Here is an 18547-nt window from a genome sequence, read left to right as displayed (position 1 = left end):
GGCCATGCGCTGCAACGGTGGCCACGAGGCCCTCCATTGCTTCGCATGGTCCGGAAAGTGATCCGGATGACCTTGCCAGCGAGAAATTCCATGGCCGCGTCGCCACGCCGGCCCATAGACCAGCATCGGCGGTTCCCGCGACGGCGCGCAAGCGCGAGGGGTGACCGATCTGACCGCCCGAGGACTTGCCGCCCGCGTGCAGGGTGTGCGATCTTGGAACTATTCCCGACTCGGGGATTCCGGACGATGGGTGCCGTACCCGGTGTGCGACAAGACGGCCCGCAAGGGGTCTTGTCATGGCATGGTTGATTCTCATTGTTTCCGGCGTTCTCGAGGCCGTATGGGCCACCGCACTGGGGAAGTCCGAAGGATTTACGAAGGTGGCACCCACTGTTGTCTTCGGGGTGGGGCTGGTATTGAGCATGGCCGGGTTGGCCTATGCGATGCGGGAACTGCCGGTCGGCACCGCGTACGCCGTGTGGGTGGGCATTGGCGCGACACTGACCGTGATTTACGCGATTGCCACGGGTGCCGAGTCACTCTCGATTCTCAAGGTGCTCTTCCTGCTGATGATCGTCGGCGGCGTCGTGGGGCTGAAATCCCTTCATTCCTGACCGGTTGACCCGCGGCCGTCTCGGGCACTGATATCCGGCTGCCGGTTCAATGCGTGCCAGACCGCGATCTCCGAGCGCGAGGAGAACCCGAGTTTGCGCAGGGCGCTGCTGACGTGGTTCTCCACGGTCCGCTCCGAGAGATAGAGACGTTCGGCGATCGCCCGGTTGCTCAGGCCCCGGGCCAGCAATCCGGCGACCTCTTCTTCGCGCGCAGACAACTGGCGCGGGAGGTCAGGCAACCTTTCCATCAGTTCCGTGGCCTGCTTGGCGTAGTGGCGTGAATTGAGCGACGAGGCCTGGGCAAGGGCGGCCCCGAGGTGCTTCCGGGCGTCTCCGGAGTCACCCAACATCGCGGCCAAACGCCCGAGGTAGAGTGCCACCGGTCCGCGGGAGGGCGTGAGTGCATTGCCGATGGCCTGGAAGCGGGCGAAGGGCAAAAGCTCGCCGTAGAGCCGGGCGCCGGTTGCCCGGTCGCCGAAGGCTACGCATAGGTCCGCATGCGTGGTCGTTGCCACGCGGATCATGGAGGCATGGTCCATTGTGGGGGACCCGGACCGGCGATTTGACTACGATTCCTGGCTGCTGGGCGAACCTCCGCCAGGCGAGCGATACCTGCCGGCGGAGTTAAGGCACGCCGTGGAACCTGTTCACCGGGCCGGGCCGCCACGGGCCGCCTCCGACGCCGCCAGGCAGCGCCGGATACCGGGATCACTTGCACCCGAACCTACTGCGGGATCGCCTTTCCCCGCAGCCGATGGCACCCGTACCGTCCAATCCGCTGCGCCGCCCGCGGGTGGGGCCCCGGCCGCCGGGACGCCTGGGTCTCCACCGGATTCACCGGCGCAGGCCCAGCAGCCGTTTGACCCGCAACAGCTGTCCTGGTGGGAGGCTGCCCTGGACAAAACGGAGACCATCGGGCCGGGCTACAAGGGTCTGCGCCTGCTGGTCGACCTCGGCGTCATGGCCATGGTCATCGGTCCCCTGATTGGCCCGGCGATCTCTGCACCATCGGTTGCCACGACGCTGCCCATCGGGCTGTTCGCGCTGTCACTGCTCTTGCTGGGGCGCCTCTGGCCACGGGCGGTCTCGCGCCGGGCAGCGAACCAGCGGGTGTTCGGCGTCGGCGGCGGAACATTGACCAGTGGCCGGAGTCGGTTCAGCAAGGAAAACGTGGCCAAGGGCGTGGCGGGCGAGCGACGCACCGCGTTGGCCCTTGAGTCGCTCTTGCGCATCCCGGGAACGCGGATCTTCCACGGGCTGCGGTTCCCCGGCAGCAAGGTCGCGGACATCGACCACGCGGTGGTCAACGGCGACCGGGTGGTCTTCATCGACAGCAAGTTCTGGAAGCCGGGGGAGTACCGGTGGCTGGACGCTGACAAACTTGGCTACGTCCGTGGCCGCCGCGTCGACCGCCGCGACATCCACATGGACCACCTCCAGCGGCATCCGGCGACGGCGAAGGTTGCGGCCGAGGTCGGCTGCCACGTACTGATCCATTCCAATGCCGATGGGCCCATCACCTTTACGCCGGATGGGCACATCTCCCCGACCGGGATCCCGGCAACGGATATCCGGGACGGCATGGAAATGATCGGATGCTGGCTGCTGGAGGGAAGGAAGTCAGGGCTGGTCGACCGTTATCTGGTGGCGCGGATGATCGCCATGCTGAAGTAGGGGCGCGTGCGAATGATCCACTGGCCCGTGGGTCTGCGGACATGGAAGGGGGAACCGCCGAGAGGTGGTTCCCCCATCCTGCTGCTTGCCGTTACGGGCCGGAGTGTCCGCACTCGCCGTTGAGCTTGTGCCCAAGCCAAGCGGGGCTGCTCAAATCGGTGAATCCGTCTGAAGTGGCGATCAGCGACCTCAGGTCGCTTTGGGTTGAGTGGTGGCCGTACCCGGGTGTAACCCCGGGAACCTCCGCCACATCGCCGAGCGGGTGGTGCTCGTTTGCGGTGGCGTTGGCGCAGTCGACCGACTCAACGATCGGGTGGATGGTCGCCGAGGCGGCCGGCAAAAAGGCGAAGGTTGCCATGGCGAGCACGGCACCAGCTGTCAATGATTTCCTCAAGAGTCCCATGTGCAAATTTTCTGTGCGAGAAGGGTGGAAGGCGGGGTCGCGTTCCACCCCCAGTAAGCTCCCGGCGAGGGTGTATTGCAAGGTTTGGCGAGGCCCAAATTTGCGCCGATCCATCATGCGCTGGCACCAATGGCCAAGCCCACGCTTGGGTGCCTAAAGGCAGCCGCCCTGTTGCCGAAAGTAAACGAAGGACCATATGGCCGGGGCCGGATGCAGCGCCGCTGCATCCGGCCCCGGCCGGCCCGCTACTCGGCGACGGAGTGCGTCAGGACCTGCGCCTGGTCGGCAAAGCGGACGGTTAGTTCAGCCTCACCGCCGGTCACCGAGGTGCTCGAGCTGCCCGCAACGATGGACCAGGGCCCGCCGGGGCAGGTGTTCAGCTTCTGGCCGTCGGTTTCCGACACGGAGCTGGATCCGTCGGCCAACCCGGTGAGCAGGAAGCCGGTGACCTTGTCCTGTGGATTGGTCCGGGCGTCGTGCAGGAGTCCGCCGGTGATGCTGGCGGTGACAGTGTGCCAGCGCGCCTGGGTCTGCTGGTTCTTTGAGTTGAGGCAGGACCAGGTGGTGGTCGTTGTTGATTCGGCGGTCAGCGCGAACGCGACCCCCTCGTGGTTTGCCTGCAGATCGTGGTCGTTCCAGCCAAACGCGTCCTGCACGTCGCCCTTGCCGACGAACCCGGTTCCGGTGGACGCGTCCACCGACCAGTCCGCGGATGCCGGTGTGGCGGCAAACAGGGCAGCAGCGGCGAATCCGGACATGGCAAATAGAGCCAATGATTTCTTCATGGTTTCCCCCAAGATTAAGTTGTTTCCCCAAAAACACGATCTTAAAAAGGTCGCTGACTTGGACAGTAGCAGACGGCAAACCGCCGTGTAAATGGTCGGTGCGCTCCGCGGCGGGACCGGCCGAAGCGGCGGCCGCCCGTGGGGCAGACAGTGTCACGGATCGCGGCTAGGCTGGGCCGCAAACACCGGCATCCCGCGGCGCAGCGCGCCGCACGAGCATGAGGAGCACGGCCATGGGATACACGCACAGCATCACCGTTTCGCTGGATTGGGAGGAAGCCGTGGCCCGCACCAGGGAGGCCCTGGGACGCCAGGGCTTCGGGGTGCTCACCGAGATTGACGTGCATGCCGTCTTGGCGGCGGAAATCAGTCCGGAATCGGCCGACAGGATCGGCGACTACATTATCCTGGGGGCCTGCAACCCGCACCTGGCCAATCGGGGCCTGCTCACCGAGCCCGAACTCGGGGCGTTGCTGCCGTGCAACGTGGTGGTCCGCCGGGCACCGGGCGCGGACGAAACCACGATCGAAACCATTGACGCGCAGGTCCTGGCCCGGGTCAGCGGAAACCCGGCCATTCGCGAGGTGGCTTCCGATGCGGATACGCGGTTGAAGGCGGCGCTGGACCAACTGCGTGCCGCCTGAAAATTGCCCTTTTCCGGGGGCCTGCCCGCCATTGAATGACCACTCCGCGAGTCCTACCCTGTAGGTGACTCACGAGAGGCAGGCACACCATGAAGCGCATGTTGGCAGCGATGGCGGTCTTGGCATTGGCCCCGTTGGGTGCCGCTCCGGCGGCCGCGGCACCGAACATCTACCACGTGATTTCCTCCACCCACGGGGGAGCATACGTGGCCGTGGAGGACGGCTGTGAGCTGACGGAGGTGTTCCTGTCCTCAAGCGTGGGCAAGTTTGCGGCCCAGCCGGGTCCCGTCAACAAGCAGGGGCTTACTTCCGTCTTCGTTCGCGTCACGGATACTTGCGGTCCCGCGGCGGCGGCCGGCGGCGGTGCCGTCCTGTTCGAGGCCGAGGCCATGAACATGGCGAAACTGGTGGCCGACCCGAGGCTGCGCCATGCTTCGGTGTCCACCGTCATGGAGGGCACGGACGCCGCAGGCAACGCGGTCACCGTGGAACTGGACGCCACGTGGACCGGGACCGGGGAGCTGGAGCACACCGTCATCAGCAGCCCTGGCCATTTCCCGGAGGGCAATGTCATCGCGGTCGACAACAACCTGCGCCGCGCCGCGATCGCCGAGGTCAACGTGGAGGTCGCTGGTCGGTCGGTGTCGGGGACGGATCCGGCCGCGAGCCTGGAACTGGTCAAGGCCAATTGCGTGGAGGTGGCCCGGCCCGGGGTCGAGGGGTTCTTCCCCTGCTTCGGCTTCCCCGGGTAGTGCCGATCCCGGCCACCAAGGCCGAACACCACGGAACACCCCGCGTCACACGGAAGGGTGACCCCGATGTGCCCCGCGGCTACGAGGGCGTGGTGTTTGTTGCCGCCCGGGTGGCGGCGGCGTCCAGGTATTCCTCGGCCCCGTTGGGGTCCAGGAACCACTCGCCGAAGTCCGCCGGGTTATCGAAGCCATTGGCGAAGCGGGCCGCGATCTCGGGGTACCGGCCTGCGGATCCCAGCAGATTGAGGACGTGGGGCGGAGGCGGGGCAAGCAGGGCGTTGGTCCAGTCGACGATGGGCTTGGCCTGGGCGAAGTACGCCTCGAAAGTGGCCCGCTGAAAAGCCGCATCGAAGGCGGCATCCCCGTGGGCGAGAATCTGCTCCAGGTAAACCTGTGCGCAGCGCGACGCGTTGTTTGTCCCCTGCCCGGTGATCGGGTCGTTGAGCACCACGACATCGGCCATGCCCAGCACGGACCTGCCCGAGGGCAGGGTTGCGACAGGGTGGCGCACGGTGGGCGGGTACCGGCCCTGCAGCACGCCCATCGGGTCGGTCAGCGATGACCCGGCGGCCCGGTCGGCCTCCCACGGCAGGAAGGTCCGCAGGATCCGCAGCGAGTTTTCGAAGTGCTCCTCGGGGCCGAGGTTGGCCCAGGAATCCATGGGGCCACCCGGAACACCCTCAAAGACCATGATGTGGCAGGGGCCGCTGAGCGTCAGCGCGGGGAAGACGAAGTATTCGCCGACTCCGGGAATCAGGTTGAAGCTCACCGTCGAATACTCGGGTTCCGGGGCAAGCCCGTGGACATAGGTGAGGGCAAGCGCCCGCTGCGGGGCGTCGTGGACGGAGCGGGCCGCATCGCGGGTGAAGAGCCGGGCGATCTCGCCCTTGCCGGCGGCGACGATCACCAGGTCGTCTTCCCGGGCGTAGCGTTCGAGCTTCACGACATCGGCGTCCTCGAATACCAGCTCGCCGCCGCGTCCGGCGAAAAGCTCCATCAGCGCCGGGTACTTGATCCGCTGGTCGATGGACTGGGCGGGTGCGTCAAGCCGGGCGCGCCAGCCGAAAAGTTTGGTGCCGGACGTGTCCGGGTGCGGGAGGCTGACGCCGATGCCTTCCACCGGCGGGGCGTCGAGCCACTGGTCGATGCCGACCGAGCGCTCGTGGGCGAGCGGGGTGGCGAACATGCACTGGCTGGAAGCCACCCGGCCGTCCCGGATCTCCTCGGGCGTCCGGTTGGACACCAGGCGGACCTCATATCCGGCTTGGAGTAGCCCGAGGCCGAGCTGCAGGCCCGATTGGCCGGCCCCGACGATCGTTATCTTTCGCTGGCCCATGTCTCTTGCCTTTCGTCGTGGAAACGGGGGCGTAAAGCGCAGGAAGCTGCTGGCGGCGATGAAGCGAGGCACGGGTCGGGGCCCACGGTGCCTGGATGCCCGTGGGCACCTGCGTCCCCGGCTTGCCCTTAGACCGCCTCCCAGGGGTTAGCCACTGGTCAGGCCGTCACTTGAGGTTCAGGCCCGACAGATTCGAGCGTACCTTTGGGGACCGGATTTCGATGCCAAAAAAGTTTTCGGCGTGCCCGCTGGATCCGTCCGCACCAATGGCAGAGTTCCAGATCCGGGTCGAAGGGTTCCCTCCTGCGGCTGATGGAGGGTGTCTATAGTTGCGGCACGCAGGCGCCGGTGCCCAGCAGGGCAAGGCCGGCCCGGTCCCCGTCCGCCAGCTTCGCGCGGTCGTTACTGCCGCCGTACATCAGCTGGCCAGGGTCATCGACATGGTCGAGCCCCAGCACGTGCCCGAGCTCGTGGATGACGACCGCACGAATCAGTTCGGGCCCTCCGGGGTACCCCAGGATCGGGGCCAGCCCCGGTGCATCCAGCACGACCTGGCCGGCCACGTAGACGATGGGATGCCCGGGGACATGGGCGTAGTCGCTTCCGCCAAGGCCACCCACGTCGCCTGCCAGGTCAGGGGTTTCCTCGGGATCCGACCAGGTGAGCAGCACCGGCGCCCAGCGTTTGCCGTAGCGCTCGGGTTGGTAGGTTTCCCGTTCCTTGCTTGGCCCCTCCGCGGTGGGGCCGTCGTAGACGAAGCGCAGGCCGCTGGCGGAGGAGATCTCGGCGACAGCCTGGTGGATCAGGGCCTCACCGCCGGCCGGGGAATTCTCCGGACGGATCACATAGTGGATGGGGCGGCAGGGGTCGTAGGCGACGAAGTCCTGATTGGGATCGGGAGACTCCTGCAGTCGGAACGAGCCGGAGCCGGTGCCCGCCGGCGGCCTGCCCAGGGGATCCGCCGCCGCCTCGACCCCGCGCGGCGGAACATTGGAGCCGGGAACCAGCGGCGTAATCGCCGGCATGATGTGCCGCTCGAGGACCCCGGGGCTGTAATAGAGCCCCACCAGAACTGCGATGACGAGCCACAGGTTCGGGCCGCGACCGCGCCGGGATTTCCGCCGTCTGGAAGGCTTCGGCGGGGCGGTGGCGCGGGCACCGAAAACCAGTGCCTCGGCACGGCGTGCATCCTGGTCAAGGACCCATTGCGGGACCCTTCCGCTGGGCGCGGTGCGCGGATGCGGACCCCGTTTCGCGGAGTCGGCATCGTGGTTCCACTGTGGTTCGTGCGGCATTGTTCCCCCAAGGTTGGTGCCCGTGCGGGACTCCCCAGCCCCACACCACCCAAGCATAGGCCGAAAAATGCGAAAAACCGGGGGCGGGAATGAACTTCCCGCCCCCGGTCCGTCGACGGCTACGCCGCGAGCGCCGCCTCCCGGCGTGCCGCGACCCGCAGGCCCGACCCGTCGGCGGTGACCTCCACGGTCCCGCCGCCGGCCAGCTCGTCGCTGACCAGCAGGTCCGCGACCTTGTCGTCGAGCTCGCGCTGGATCACCCGGCGCAGCGGGCGGGCGCCGAACTCCGGTTCGTGGCCCTCCTGCGCGATCCAGCCGACCGCTGCCTCGTCGACCTCCAGGCCGATGCCGTGGGCGGCGAGCCGGGCCTCGGTGCGGCGCAGCTGCAGCCGCACGATCTCCCGCAGCTGCCCGGCCTCCAGCTTGCGGAAGAGCACCGTCTCGTCGATCCGGTTCAGGAATTCCGGGCGCATGGTCTCGCGCAGCCGGCCCATCACCTTGGCGCGGAGCTCGCGCTCGGACCCGGCCCCGGAATCGGAACCGAAGCCCAGCGGGGCGCCGCGGCTGGCCAGGAACTCCGATCCCAGGTTGGAGGTCATGATGATGACCGTGTTGCGGAAGTCCACGGTGCGGCCCTGCCCGTCGGTGAGCCGGCCGTCGTCGAGCACCTGCAGCAGCAGGTTGAACACGTCGGGGTGCGCCTTCTCCACCTCGTCCAGCAGCACCACCGAGTAGGGGCGGCGGCGCACGCGCTCGGTCAGCTGCCCGGCCTCGTCGTAGCCGACGTACCCCGGAGGGGCGCCGACCAGGCGGGAGACCGTGTGGCGCTCGCCGAACTCGCTCATGTCGAACCTGACCATGGCAGACTGGTCGCCGAAGAGCGACGCGGCCAGCGCCTTGGCCAGCTCCGTCTTTCCCACGCCCGTGGGGCCCAGGAAGAGGAAGCTGCCGACCGGGCGCCCCTCGTCGCCCAGGCCAGTGCGGGAGCGCCGCACGGCCTTGGCCACGGCGGCCACGGCATCGTCCTGGCCGACGACTCGCTCGTGGAGCTCGTCCTCGAGCCGGGCCAGGCGTGACTTGTCGTCCTCGGTCAGCCGCGCGGCGGGGATGCCGGTGGCGCGGGAGATGACCTCGGCGATCTGGGTTTCGTCGACCACCGCCGCCGCGGTGTCGGCGCCGCCCTCCCGTGCCTCGGCCAGGCGGGCGCCCAGTTCCTCGGCCTCGTCGCGCAGCTTCGAGGCGTCCTCGTAGCGCTCCTGGGCCACGGCCCGGTCCTTGGCCGCGCCGAGCTCGGCGATCCGCGACTCCAGGGACTCGGTGTCCACGCCGGGGCCGCGTTTCAGGCCCAGCCGGGCACCTGCGGTGTCGATCAGGTCGATCGCCTTGTCCGGCAGGAACCTGTCGGTCACGTAGCGGGCCGACATCTCGACCGCGGCACGGATCGCCCCGTCGGTGTAGGTGACCTGGTGGTGCCGGGCGTACCTGTCCTTGAGCCCGTGCAGGATCGCCACGGCGTCCTCGACCGAGGGCTCGCCGATGGTCACGGGCTGGAAGCGGCGCTCCAGGGCCGGGTCCTTCTCCACCTTGCGGTACTCGGCCAGCGTGGTGGCGCCGATGAGGTGCAGCTCGCCGCGGGCCAGCCGCGGCTTGAGGATGTTGCCCGCGTCCATGGAGCCCTCGCCCCCGCCGCCGGCGCCGACCACGGTGTGCAGCTCGTCGATGAAGACGATCACTTCCCCGTCCTGCGCGGCGATCTCGTCCATCACCTGGGTGAGCCGTTCCTCGAAGTCGCCCCGGTAGCGGGTCCCGGCAACCATGGCCGGCAGGTCGAGCGCGACCACGCGCTTGCCCGACAGCTGCGCCGGGACCTCGCCGGCGACGATGGCGCGGGCCAGGCCCTCCACGACGGCGGTCTTGCCGACGCCGGCCTCGCCGATCAGCACCGGGTTGTTCTTGGTCCGGCGGGCCAGGATCTCGATGGCCTGCTCGATCTCCTCGGTGCGGCCGATCACCGGGTCGAGCCCGTCCGCCGCGGCACGGGCGGTCAGGTCCATGCCGAACTTCTCGAGCAGCGGCGTCTGGCCCTTGACGGGTGTGCCTTCCTCGGCGGGCTTCTGCGGTGCCGTGCCCGAGGCCGGCTGTTCGGCGCCCTCGGCGGCGGCCTGCAGGGACTGAGGCGTGACCCCGGCCGCGCCCAGCACCTGCCCTGCGGGGGACTCGGTGTTAAGCACGAAGGCCAGGAACAGGTGTTCCGGATCAATGTAGGTGGAGCCGAAGGCGCGGGCCACCTGGTAGGCGTCCAGCAGGGCGCGCTGGGCGGAGGACGTCAGGGCGGGGGCCGATTCGTTGTGTCGCGGCCCGGATTCGGGCAGGCGCTGTTCGGCGTCGCGGGCGATTGCCGCGGCGTCGGCACCCGAGCGGCGCAGGGCCTCGCCGACGGGCTCGGTCTCGAGCATCACGCGCAGCAGATGAAGCGCGTCGATGTCGGTGTGTCCGTGTTCGACGGCGAATTGCGCTGCACGGGTCAACACCTCGTGTGTATGGCGGCTAAGCAACCGGGTGATGTCAATGGGGCGCCCGAGGCGGCTGGTGCGCTGTCCTTGCAGATAGCGCGCCAGGAAATCCTCGAAAGAGCCGTTGCCGGCGCCTGACGGGCCAAAAAATGCTGGCATGTTTCCTCCTATGGATACTTGAGTGCCATCGACTCAAGTTAACGCGGATGCCAACAGATTATTCCCGTGCATCAACCCGGAGGGGTCGTGTTCGCCCACGGCGAGACGAAGGGGCGGTGCGCGCCGGAGTGCCCGGCCCTTGCGGATTCGCCGGGCGCAAAGCGGTCGGTCGACGGATGTATATGCCCGGTGCCGATGAATTCCATCCGTTCGGGGCCCGCCGTGCCGGCGCGATCCTTGCTATGCCAGGGTGAGGAAAAGCTTTTCCATGTCGACCCGGTCGGCCGCGGGGTTCTCGCTGGAGAGGCACTGCTCCAGCCCGGTGGCGATGATGGAGAATCCGGCGCGGTCGATCGCCTTGGAGGCGGCGGAAAGTTGTGTGACCACGTCGCGGCAGTCGCTGCCTTCTTCGAGCATGCGGATCACGGCGTTGAGTTGGCCTTGGGCTCTTTTGAGTCTGTTGATTGCCGGTCTCATGGTGTCAGAATCCAACTGCATGACAGGTTCCTCCTGGGTGGTCGACTTCCCCATCCTATACCCCCGGGGGTTTCAACATTCCCGGCAGTCCGCGATTTTCTATACCCCTGGGGGTATGAAACACTCGGACATGTCAGGGCGTTTGGCCCTGGCCTGAACCCTGGAAACAAGGAGCAATTGCATGTGTCGAGTAGTCAAGTGCCGCAAGTGCGGAAAGGCCACTTGGGCTGGTTGCGGCCAGCATGTCAAGCAGGTCATGGTGAACGTGCCTCGGGCCGACCGCTGCTCCTGCGATGCGAACCGGTCCGCGAAGAAGGGCGCCGCCAAGGGCTTTTTCGCGCGCCTTATCGGCCGATAGTCCGGGGCATTCGGCGGCCTGGAGTCACGACCCGGGCGCGGGAAGTTGTGGGTGCCCGCTGCGAAGCGCTGCCCGTGGCGTGCGTTTGGGACGTGGCTATCGCACAGGGTGGCCGTCTCGCTGGCGTTCCGGGCGCCGGGACATCGTTGCGGTGGACGCCCTCCGTGTGGCCGGGGATTGCGGTGGCCCTCCGGCTAAGAACTGCACGCTCGACGAAGCGGCTGGCGCGCTTTTTGCCGAAGGCAAAGATTCGCCCTTGCCTGGTGAAAGGGTTTCGGCGTGGCCGTCGAACAGCGCGCATGGTGTCGCACGTCACTTCCGGGTCGGGAATGGGGGTGCCCCGCGGGCGGTTGAGTTTGATTGACGTATCAAGCACAGCCCCCGAAACAGGAGACTCTCCCCATGGCAACCACAGTCCTTACCCTCGTCGGATCCCTCCGCAACGGTTCCACCAACCAGCAGCTGGCCGAGGCGACCTCCGCGAACGCTCCCGAGGGCGTCGAGGTGAACATCTACTCCGGCATCGAGGACATTCCGTTCTACAACGAGGACATCGACGTCGAGGGCCAGGTTCCGGCGGCCGCTGTCGCCCTGCGCGAAGCCGCCGGTGCGGCCGACGCCCTGCTGCTGGTCTCCCCGGAGTACAACGGCACCATGCCTGCAGTGCTGAAGAACGCCATCGACTGGCTCTCCCGCCCGATGGGTGCCGGCGCCGTCTTCGGCAAGCCGGCCGCCGTCATCGGCACCGCCTACGGCCAGTTCGGCGGCGTGTGGGCCCAGGACGAGGCCCGCAAGGCCGTCGGCATCGCCGGCGCCACCGTGCTGGAAGACGTCAAGCTCTCCATCCCGGGTTCGCTGGTCCGCTTTGCCGAGACCCACCCGAACGACGACGCCGAGGTCGTGGGCCAGGTCGCAGCCGTGCTCGAAGGCATCCGCGCCGCCGCCGAAAGCAACTAGTTCCCACATCCCGTTGCCCCCCTCCGGGGCGATGAACCACGCCAGTGGCCGGCACCTTATCCCCAAGGTGCCGGCCACAAGCGTCTTCGGCGCAGGTATGGTGGACCGACGCGGTTCCGCGGGCGTGGCTAGTATTGGCACATGAACGACGTCATGACGCTGCGTTTCCTCGCCGCCCCGACCGATGTTTCCGAAGACGGGCTCACGGTCCAGGCCGGACGGGTGCTCGAGTGGATCGACAAGGCAGGGTACGCCTGCGCGGTCGGCTATTCCGGCGGGTACTGCGTCACCGCCTACGTCGGGAACGTCCACTTCACCCGGCCCATCGAAAACGGCGACCTGATCGAGGTCACCGCCCGGATTGTGCACACCGGGCGCAGCAGCATGCAGGTGGTGGTCACCGTCGACGCCGCCGACGTGCGCGAACGGGTCTTCAGGCCGGCCATGGACTGCATCCTGGTCTTCGTGGCGATGGACGAGAACCGCCGCGCCAAGGCGGTGCCGCCGTGGGAGCCAGCCGACGCCGAGGCAGCCCAGCTGGCCCAGGGGGCCGCGGCCCGCGTGGCCGCGCGTGCCGAGATCCGCGACGCCATGCTGGCCCAGGAGTACACGGATGCGGGCACCGCGCCGCGGGAGAGGTTCAGGTTCCTGGCCTCCCCGACCGACGTGAACTGGGGCGGGAATGCGCACGGCGGGATCGTCATGCGCTGGATCGACGAGGTGGCGCGGGCCTGCGCCATGGGCTGGTGCGGCGACGATGCGGTGGCCGTCTACTCCGGGGGCATCCACTTCATGAACCCCATCCACATCGGCGACATCGTCGAGCTCGAGGCGCGGCTGATCCACACCGGCCCGCATTCGATGCACATCGCCGTGCACGTGCGCGCCCGGGACCCCCGCGAAACGCAGTGGCGCGACACCACCCAGTGCATGACCATCTTCGTCACCCGCGACGACTCCGGCCGCGCTTCCGAGGTGCGGCAGCTGGTGCCCGCCAGCGAGGAGGACCGTCGGCTTGATGCGCACGCCGTGGACCTGGTCCGGCGGCGGGCGGAACTGAGCCCCCTGCAATTCGCCACGGCCCGGGTCTACTGAGGCCGGCGCGGCCCGGCGGCGTTTACGCCGGTTCCGGCGAATCCTCCCGATGCGGCTCGTCCCGGCGGGCGGCGAGGGAGGCGACGGCGACAGTCTTCAACCCGGGGTGTGCAGGGTCCCCGTCCCGCGCCACCCCGGTAAACCAGTTCAGCGCCAGCCCGTCGCCGGTGTCCTCGAGGATGGCCAGGTTGTTGTCGAACCAGGGGCCCTTGATCAGGTCCCACTCAAAGGGAGGGCTTGGCACGTGTGTCCGGCGCGCCATCCAGGCCCCAAAGGGGACCGCGGGACCAAAGGCAAGGGCCGCGGCAAAGTAGCGCAGGAACCGGGGCAGCGGGTTGCGGATCGGGGAGCAGACGGCCTGCAGGATCCGGCTGCCGTGCCCGCGTTCGATCTCCGACACGTAGGAGAAGTGCACGTCCCCCGAGAGGAACGTGACGGTCTGCGGCGCGGGTCCGCGCTTGCCGTCGGCGACCTCGGTGACGATGCGAGCCACCTCCTGGAAGGAACGCTGGAACGCCGCCCAGTGCTCAAGGTCAAGCTTGCGGCGCAGCCGCTCGCCCAGCCACGCCCCCGGCCGCCCCCGCCCTGAACTGGAGATCGCCTCGTCCCAGGACTCGACGTGGTGCAGGCCCATGGGCAACAGGAAGGGCAGCGAGGTGCCGATGAGCAGGTGGTTGAAGCCGCCGCGCATCCGCTCATCGAGCCAGGCAAGTTCCCCCGGGTCCAGCATGGCGCGCTGCTCGGGGTCGAGCCTGCGTGCGGCCCGCGAGTCGAGTACGACCAGGCGCACCCCGCCCCAGTCCCGGCAGTAGCTCCAGCGGTGGCTTTCGGGTTCGGCGTCGACGCGCTCGGCGAATGCGACCAGTTCCGGGCCCAGATCCAGCTCTCCGGGACCCGTATGGTCCGCGACGAGCCGCCACAACGGGTCTTCCGCCCGTTGGCCGGGCGAGAGGTTGCCGAGGTGCTGGTAGATCCAGTACGAACCGAGCCCGGAGACGAGGCGCTCGTGCCACCATGTGGTCTGCTCAATCTCGCGCTTGGAGCTGATGGAGGAGTTCCAGTCGTCGCGGATGTCGTGGTCGTCGAAGATCATGGCGCTGGGCAGCGTCGAGAACAGCCAGCGGTTGGCCGGGTCCGACCAGGCCAGGCGGTACAGGTGGGCGTATTCCTCGAAGTCCTTCAGCTCGGCGCCGGGTTCCTCCTTGATGTCGCGCCGCCTGCGGATGAACTCCTGCATTTCCAGGCTGGTCGAGTCGGCATAGACCTGGTCGCCGAGGAACAGCACCGCATCGGGCCAGCGGCCGTGCCCGGGCGCCGCCATGGACAGCGCATAGGCACGCATCGCGTCGATTCCGTGGGTGCGGTTGCCGGCTTCGTCGTGCGGAATGCTGGTGCGGCAGGAGCCGAAGGCCAGCCGCGGCGCCCGACCCGGGTCCAGGGTGGCGATCATCGAGTCGGGGAAGCCGTCCCTCAGGGGCCAGACCGGCACCCCGTCCAGGTGCACGGTGTAGGGGCACACGCTGCCCGGCTCCAACCCCGAGACCTCGACCAGGGCGTAGTGGTGTCCGTGGGCGCCAAAGGTCGCCGCGCGCCAGGCCTCCGCGCCGCAACGGACCTCGACGGTGCAGGCCATCGCGGTTTCGACCCAGATGCTCGCGTTGGTTTCGTCCACGTGGCGAAGCAGCGGGCCGAGCAGCAGGCCCCGGGACGGCTCCTGGCCAGTGGTTCCAGTGCTCATCGGGTTCCCTCCAATGGTGCCGGTCAACCCAGAATGGCACACCGGAAACCTCCGGCATAGACCGATCCCCCATGAAAGCCAGGACGGCCCCTGTCCCGGTCCGATGTGCCCCGGCGCGGTCCGGGAGGTGCATAGGATGGGCTGATGACTCCCTCCCGCTACCTGCAGACCCGCAGTCGGTTCGTCCCCGCCGCCCCGCACGAGGTCTTCGAGCTGCTCGCGAATCCCGAAATGCACCCGGTCATCGACGGCTCCGGAACGGTGCGGGCCTCCAGCGGCCGGCAGCAGCGGCTCGCCCTGGGCAGCGAATTCGGCATGCAGATGCGCCTGGGCGTTCCCTACCGCATCAGCAACACCGTGGTCGAATTCGAGCAGGACCGGTCGATTGCGTGGAGGCATTTCAGCGGACACCGCTGGCGCTACGAACTTGAGCCCCAGGATTCCGGGACAATGGTCAGCGAAACCTGGGACGCCAGCCGGCTGCGGCATAAATGGATGCTTCGGCTCCTGGGCTTCACCCGGACCACCGGCCCGAACATGGAAAAGACCCTCGAGCGGCTCGCCGCGCAGTTCCCCGGCCGCGAGTGGTAGGCATTCCGGAGGGCAAAACACCGTGCGCCACCGCGCATCACGCACCGCCGAGTGCCGGGCACTAGGCTGAAAGCCATGAGGCAACCACCCGCCCCGGGCCCCCCGAAGCCGCGGCTCGCCCCGATGCGCATCACCGTGCCGAGCCGCAGCGACGCCTTCCTGCGCAAGTTCACCGAGGTCATCGGCGGGCCGCTGGGCAGGCACTCCAGCCCGGGGCGGATCACCCCAGGGTTCTTCACCGTCGAGCGCGTTCTGGTCATCTTCACCGTCATCGCGGCCCTGCTGGCGGTCCTGGCGAAGAACGCCTGCCGGATCAACGGCTGGGGTGGCACCAACCCCTACGCGTGGGCCTGCTACTCGGACTGGACGGCGCTCTTCCACGCCCGCGGCTTCGCCGATAACGCCTTCGCGCCCTTCGCCTCCGGCGCCGAGTTCGAGTACCCGGTGCTGATGTCGGTCATCGCCTCGCTGACCGCAGCGCTGGTCCCGGCCGGCGAGTACAACAGGTCGCTTGCCTTCTTCGACCTGAACTTCTTCCTGGTGGCGGGACTGTGGCTGGTGGTGGTCGTGGCCACCGCGCGCACCGCCGGGCGCCGGCCCTGGGACGCCGCAATGGTGGCGCTGGCCCCGGGGATGATCCTGGCCTCCTCCATCAACTGGGACATGTGGGCCGTGGCGTTCCTGGCCCTGGCCATGCTCGCCTTCTCGCGGCAGAACACCTTCCTGGCCGGGGTGCTCATCGGCCTGGGCACGGCGATGAAGGTCTTTCCGCTGCTCTTCTTCGGCGCCGTGATCGTGCTGGCCATCCGCACCGGCAGGTACAGGCCGCTTCTGGTCTCCCTGGCCGGGGCCGCACTGTCCTGGCTGGTGGTGAACCTGCCGTTGGCCCTGGCGAACTTCGAGGCGTGGAAGCACTTCTTCACCTTCACCGAGGACCGCGGGGCGGGACTGTCTTCCTTCTGGCATATCTTCAACGTCACCGCCGGCGTCGTGCCGCAGATGCAGGAGCTGGATGCCTCCGCCATCAACGCCCTGGCCCTGGGGCTCTTCGTGGCCAGCTGCGCCTTCATCGCCTACCTGGGCCTGAACGCCCCGGTGGCCCCGCGGCTGGGCCAGCTGGTGTTCCTCATCGTCGCCTCCTTCATCATGTTCAACAAGGTCTACTCCCCGCAGTTCGTGGTGTGGCTGATCCCGTTGGCGGCGTTGGCCTGGCCGAAGTGGAAGGACTTCCTGCTCTGGCAGCTCTTCGAGGTGCTGCACTTCTGGGCGATCTGGATGTACCTCTATGCCACCACCGCCGACATCCAGGCCTCCAACACGTTCCCCACTTCCTTCTACGTGTTTGCCGTGCTGGGGCACATGATCGCCACCGGGTACCTGATGTACCGGGTGGTCCAGTCGATGTACGACCCCGAACTGGACCCGGTGCGCCGGGTGGGGCAGTTCGACCCGCAGGCCGGCGCCTTTGCCGGGGCGGAAGACAAGTTCGTTTTGGGAGCAAAGCATGGCGCATGACGCCGCAGTGATCGGGGCCGGACCCAACGGGCTGGCCGCAGCCCTCACGATGGCCCGGGCGGGGCTTTCGGTGCGGCTCCTTGAGCGCAACGACACCGTGGGAGGTGCCGCGCGCACCCGGGAGCTCGGGTACCCCGGCGCCATCCACGACCTGGGCTCCGCGGTCCACCCGATGGCGCTGCTCTCCCCGTTCTTCGGGCAGATCGGCCTGCGGGACCGTGTGGACTTCGTGGTCCCGGAAATCTCCTTCGCCCACCCGCTTCCCGACGGCCGGGCCGGCATCGCCTGGCGCGAGCTGGAGCGGACCGTCCGGGAGCTGGGGGCCGACGGCCCCGGGTACCAAAGGATCCTGGGACCCGTCGTCGAGCGCATGGAGGGGACCGCGGAGCTGCTGCTCCACCCGCTGCTGCGCGTGCCCCGGCAGCTCGGCGCCCTGTCCGTCTTCGGGCTGCGCGCAGCGCAGCTCATGGTCCCGGGACTGGGAACCGGGGAGATCGCCGCGGCGATGGTCGCCGGCTGCGGCGCCCACACCGCCGGGGGAGGGCGCGGACCGGCGGCCACGGGTGCAGGCCTCTTCCTCGCAGCCGCGGCGCACTCCGGGGGGTGGCCGATCCCCATCGGCGGCTCGCAGGCGATCTCCGATGCGCTGGCGGAAATGTTCGTTGAGGCCGGGGGGAGCATCGAGCTGGACACCGAGGTCACCGACCTGGCCCAGATCCCCGAAAAGACAGTCCTGTTCGACACCTCGCCGGAGGCCCTGGCCTCCATCGCGGAGAAGGCCCTGCCGCAGAAGTACAAGGACATCCTCACCGGCACGCGCCGGGCGCCGGGCTCCTGCCTCATCCACTACGTGCTCAACGCCCCGGTGCCGTGGCGCAACCGGCAGCTCGCCGATGCCGGGACCATCCACCTGGGCGGCACCGCCGCGCAGATCGGGCGGGAGGAACGCCGGGTGCGCACCGACGTCTCGGCCGCGCCCTACGCCATCGTGTCCCAGCCCAGCCGCTTCGATGCAGGCCGGGCACCGGCGGGCAAGCACGTGCTCTGGGCCTATTGCCACGTGCCCAACGGCAGCCCCGCGGACCTCACCGCCGTGATGAACCGCCAGCTGGAGGCAGTGGCCCCGGGCTTCACCGACACCATCGAATACAGCGAAGCTGTCACCGCGCCGGGACTGGCCGCGCAGAACCCCAACCTGGTCGGCGGGGACCTCTCGGGCGGGGCAACCGACATGCGCGGCATGCTGATCCGCCCCACGCTGTCCACCGATCCATGGAGGACACCGGCGCAGGGGATCTACCTGGCTTCCAGTTCAACCCCGCCGGGTCCCTCGGTGCACGGAATGAGCGGCCACCTGGCCGCCCTTAGCGCCCTGCGCCACGAGTTTGGGATCCAAATGTAGGCAGCGAGAATCTGCGGGGAGAGAGTATAAGAAAAAACCTATACTCCCGTATAAATCCATAGACTTCACTAGTTTCCGCTATGAACAGGGAGAGCTCCGGCCGTTTCCTGAGGGAGACGACGCTTGGACTCAACCATTTGGTGGAACCGGTCGGTGAAGGTGCGGCGCTACGCTGGGTGATGTGACAGATCCTGCCCAGCAACCAAGCCCCGGTGCCAAGCCGGGCCTTGCAGACGCCC

At 68.2% G+C, this 18547-nt stretch carries 18 protein-coding genes and 1 riboswitch; of the genes, 10 read left to right on the top strand and 8 right to left on the bottom strand.

Translation table 11 applies throughout. From position 1 onward, the window contains the following. Positions 1-217: 217 nt before the first annotated feature. A riboswitch (guanidine-III (ykkC-III) riboswitch) is annotated at positions 218-284 on the top strand. A gap of 12 nt (positions 285-296) precedes the next feature. Next, a complete protein-coding gene (locus tag AC6CHY_RS15980; RefSeq protein WP_217390927.1) occupies positions 297-614 on the top strand; it encodes a DMT family transporter in 318 nt (105 codons plus the stop codon). Here the strand turns inward: AC6CHY_RS15980 and AC6CHY_RS15975 are convergent. After that, positions 605-1138 carry a helix-turn-helix transcriptional regulator gene (locus tag AC6CHY_RS15975; RefSeq protein ID WP_498227357.1) on the bottom strand — a complete coding sequence of 178 codons (534 nt, stop codon included), beginning with the start codon at positions 1136-1138 and terminating at the stop codon, positions 605-607. The genes AC6CHY_RS15980 and AC6CHY_RS15975 overlap by 10 nt on opposite strands. Between AC6CHY_RS15975 and AC6CHY_RS15970 the strand changes: the two genes are divergently transcribed. Then, on the top strand, positions 1116-2288 hold the full coding sequence (locus tag AC6CHY_RS15970; protein WP_498227356.1) for a nuclease-related domain-containing protein: 1173 nt from the start codon (positions 1116-1118) through the stop codon (positions 2286-2288). The two genes, AC6CHY_RS15975 and AC6CHY_RS15970, sit on opposite strands and share 23 nt — an antisense overlap. A gap of 91 nt (positions 2289-2379) precedes the next feature. Here the strand turns inward: AC6CHY_RS15970 and AC6CHY_RS15965 are convergent, their stop codons facing one another. Next, complete coding sequence (locus tag AC6CHY_RS15965) at positions 2380-2670, bottom strand: hypothetical protein (RefSeq protein ID WP_498227355.1); 291 nt, start codon at positions 2668-2670, stop codon at positions 2380-2382. 266 nt (positions 2671-2936) lie between these two features. Further along, a complete protein-coding gene (locus AC6CHY_RS15960) occupies positions 2937-3476 on the bottom strand; it encodes a hypothetical protein (RefSeq protein WP_498227354.1) in 540 nt (179 codons plus the stop codon). 233 nt (positions 3477-3709) lie between these two features. Here AC6CHY_RS15960 and AC6CHY_RS15955 point away from each other — a divergent pair, with 233 nt between their 5' ends. Continuing rightward, positions 3710-4120 (top strand): DUF302 domain-containing protein, encoded by a 411-nt coding sequence (locus tag AC6CHY_RS15955; RefSeq protein WP_498227353.1) that lies wholly within the window; start codon positions 3710-3712, stop codon positions 4118-4120. An 89-nt stretch (positions 4121-4209) separates the two neighbouring features. Beyond that, positions 4210-4872 carry a hypothetical protein gene (locus AC6CHY_RS15950; RefSeq protein WP_498227352.1) on the top strand — a complete coding sequence of 221 codons (663 nt, stop codon included), beginning with the start codon at positions 4210-4212 and terminating at the stop codon, positions 4870-4872. Positions 4873-4951: 79 nt separating this feature from the next. Here the strand turns inward: AC6CHY_RS15950 and AC6CHY_RS15945 are convergent, their stop codons facing one another. The 4 genes from AC6CHY_RS15945 to AC6CHY_RS15930 all read right to left on the bottom strand — a co-directional run bounded on the left by AC6CHY_RS15945 (position 4952) and on the right by AC6CHY_RS15930 (position 10673). Then, positions 4952-6208: a styrene monooxygenase/indole monooxygenase family protein gene (locus AC6CHY_RS15945; RefSeq protein WP_498227351.1), complete on the bottom strand. Its 1257-nt coding sequence runs from the start codon at positions 6206-6208 to the stop codon at positions 4952-4954. A 323-nt stretch (positions 6209-6531) separates the two neighbouring features. Beyond that, complete coding sequence (locus AC6CHY_RS15940) at positions 6532-7503, bottom strand: matrixin family metalloprotease (RefSeq protein WP_498227350.1); 972 nt, start codon at positions 7501-7503, stop codon at positions 6532-6534. A gap of 119 nt (positions 7504-7622) precedes the next feature. Then, positions 7623-10175: an ATP-dependent Clp protease ATP-binding subunit gene (locus AC6CHY_RS15935; RefSeq protein WP_498227349.1), complete on the bottom strand. Its 2553-nt coding sequence runs from the start codon at positions 10173-10175 to the stop codon at positions 7623-7625. A gap of 240 nt (positions 10176-10415) precedes the next feature. Next, on the bottom strand, positions 10416-10673 hold the full coding sequence (locus tag AC6CHY_RS15930; RefSeq protein ID WP_498227348.1) for a metal-sensitive transcriptional regulator: 258 nt from the start codon (positions 10671-10673) through the stop codon (positions 10416-10418). 160 nt (positions 10674-10833) lie between these two features. Between AC6CHY_RS15930 and AC6CHY_RS15925 the strand changes: the two genes are divergently transcribed. From AC6CHY_RS15925 to AC6CHY_RS15915, 3 genes are all read left to right on the top strand, one after another. Next, positions 10834-11010 carry a DUF8730 family Cys-rich protein gene (locus AC6CHY_RS15925; protein ID WP_498227347.1) on the top strand — a complete coding sequence of 59 codons (177 nt, stop codon included), beginning with the start codon at positions 10834-10836 and terminating at the stop codon, positions 11008-11010. A 402-nt stretch (positions 11011-11412) separates the two neighbouring features. Continuing rightward, positions 11413-11967 (top strand): NAD(P)H-dependent oxidoreductase, encoded by a 555-nt coding sequence (locus tag AC6CHY_RS15920; RefSeq protein WP_498227346.1) that lies wholly within the window; start codon positions 11413-11415, stop codon positions 11965-11967. A gap of 141 nt (positions 11968-12108) precedes the next feature. Next, on the top strand, positions 12109-13062 hold the full coding sequence (locus AC6CHY_RS15915; RefSeq protein ID WP_498227345.1) for an acyl-CoA thioesterase: 954 nt from the start codon (positions 12109-12111) through the stop codon (positions 13060-13062). A gap of 22 nt (positions 13063-13084) precedes the next feature. On the opposite strand, the gene AC6CHY_RS15910 is transcribed toward AC6CHY_RS15915, so the two are convergent. Next, positions 13085-14800 (bottom strand): alkaline phosphatase D family protein, encoded by a 1716-nt coding sequence (locus AC6CHY_RS15910; protein ID WP_498227344.1) that lies wholly within the window; start codon positions 14798-14800, stop codon positions 13085-13087. Positions 14801-14944: 144 nt separating this feature from the next. Between AC6CHY_RS15910 and AC6CHY_RS15905 the strand changes: the two genes are divergently transcribed. The 3 genes from AC6CHY_RS15905 to AC6CHY_RS15895 all read left to right on the top strand — a co-directional run bounded on the left by AC6CHY_RS15905 (position 14945) and on the right by AC6CHY_RS15895 (position 18308). Further along, a complete protein-coding gene (locus AC6CHY_RS15905; protein ID WP_498227343.1) occupies positions 14945-15391 on the top strand; it encodes an SRPBCC family protein in 447 nt (148 codons plus the stop codon). Between the two features lie 75 nt (positions 15392-15466). Continuing rightward, positions 15467-16906: a glycosyltransferase family 87 protein gene (locus AC6CHY_RS15900; protein ID WP_498227342.1), complete on the top strand. Its 1440-nt coding sequence runs from the start codon at positions 15467-15469 to the stop codon at positions 16904-16906. Beyond that, a complete protein-coding gene (locus AC6CHY_RS15895) occupies positions 16896-18308 on the top strand; it encodes a phytoene desaturase family protein (RefSeq protein ID WP_498227341.1) in 1413 nt (470 codons plus the stop codon). Before AC6CHY_RS15900 ends, AC6CHY_RS15895 begins: the two co-directional genes overlap by 11 nt. The last annotated feature ends 239 nt before the right edge of the window (positions 18309-18547 follow it).

Source organism: Paeniglutamicibacter sp. GQ140 (assembly GCF_059759235.1).
This window is presented reverse-complemented; position numbering and strand designations above follow the sequence as displayed.

What these genes read in the sequence shown, in the direction of transcription:
- AC6CHY_RS15980 (WP_217390927.1), top strand. Translation starts at nt 297, where the DNA reads ATGGCATGGTTGATTCTCATTGTTTCCGGCGTTCTCGAGGCCGTATGG.
- AC6CHY_RS15975 (WP_498227357.1), bottom strand. Translation starts at nt 1,138, where the DNA reads ATGATCCGCGTGGCAACGACCACGCATGCGGACCTATGCGTAGCCTTC.
- AC6CHY_RS15960 (WP_498227354.1), bottom strand. Translation starts at nt 3,476, where the DNA reads ATGAAGAAATCATTGGCTCTATTTGCCATGTCCGGATTCGCCGCTGCT.
- AC6CHY_RS15955 (WP_498227353.1), top strand. Translation starts at nt 3,710, where the DNA reads ATGGGATACACGCACAGCATCACCGTTTCGCTGGATTGGGAGGAAGCC.
- AC6CHY_RS15950 (WP_498227352.1), top strand. Translation starts at nt 4,210, where the DNA reads ATGAAGCGCATGTTGGCAGCGATGGCGGTCTTGGCATTGGCCCCGTTG.
- AC6CHY_RS15945 (WP_498227351.1), bottom strand. Translation starts at nt 6,208, where the DNA reads ATGGGCCAGCGAAAGATAACGATCGTCGGGGCCGGCCAATCGGGCCTG.
- AC6CHY_RS15940 (WP_498227350.1), bottom strand. Translation starts at nt 7,503, where the DNA reads ATGCCGCACGAACCACAGTGGAACCACGATGCCGACTCCGCGAAACGG.
- AC6CHY_RS15935 (WP_498227349.1), bottom strand. Translation starts at nt 10,175, where the DNA reads ATGCCAGCATTTTTTGGCCCGTCAGGCGCCGGCAACGGCTCTTTCGAG.
- AC6CHY_RS15930 (WP_498227348.1), bottom strand. Translation starts at nt 10,673, where the DNA reads ATGCAGTTGGATTCTGACACCATGAGACCGGCAATCAACAGACTCAAA.
- AC6CHY_RS15925 (WP_498227347.1), top strand. Translation starts at nt 10,834, where the DNA reads ATGTGTCGAGTAGTCAAGTGCCGCAAGTGCGGAAAGGCCACTTGGGCT.
- AC6CHY_RS15920 (WP_498227346.1), top strand. Translation starts at nt 11,413, where the DNA reads ATGGCAACCACAGTCCTTACCCTCGTCGGATCCCTCCGCAACGGTTCC.
- AC6CHY_RS15915 (WP_498227345.1), top strand. Translation starts at nt 12,109, where the DNA reads ATGAACGACGTCATGACGCTGCGTTTCCTCGCCGCCCCGACCGATGTT.
- AC6CHY_RS15910 (WP_498227344.1), bottom strand. Translation starts at nt 14,800, where the DNA reads ATGAGCACTGGAACCACTGGCCAGGAGCCGTCCCGGGGCCTGCTGCTC.
- AC6CHY_RS15905 (WP_498227343.1), top strand. Translation starts at nt 14,945, where the DNA reads ATGACTCCCTCCCGCTACCTGCAGACCCGCAGTCGGTTCGTCCCCGCC.
- AC6CHY_RS15900 (WP_498227342.1), top strand. Translation starts at nt 15,467, where the DNA reads ATGAGGCAACCACCCGCCCCGGGCCCCCCGAAGCCGCGGCTCGCCCCG.
- AC6CHY_RS15895 (WP_498227341.1), top strand. Translation starts at nt 16,896, where the DNA reads ATGGCGCATGACGCCGCAGTGATCGGGGCCGGACCCAACGGGCTGGCC.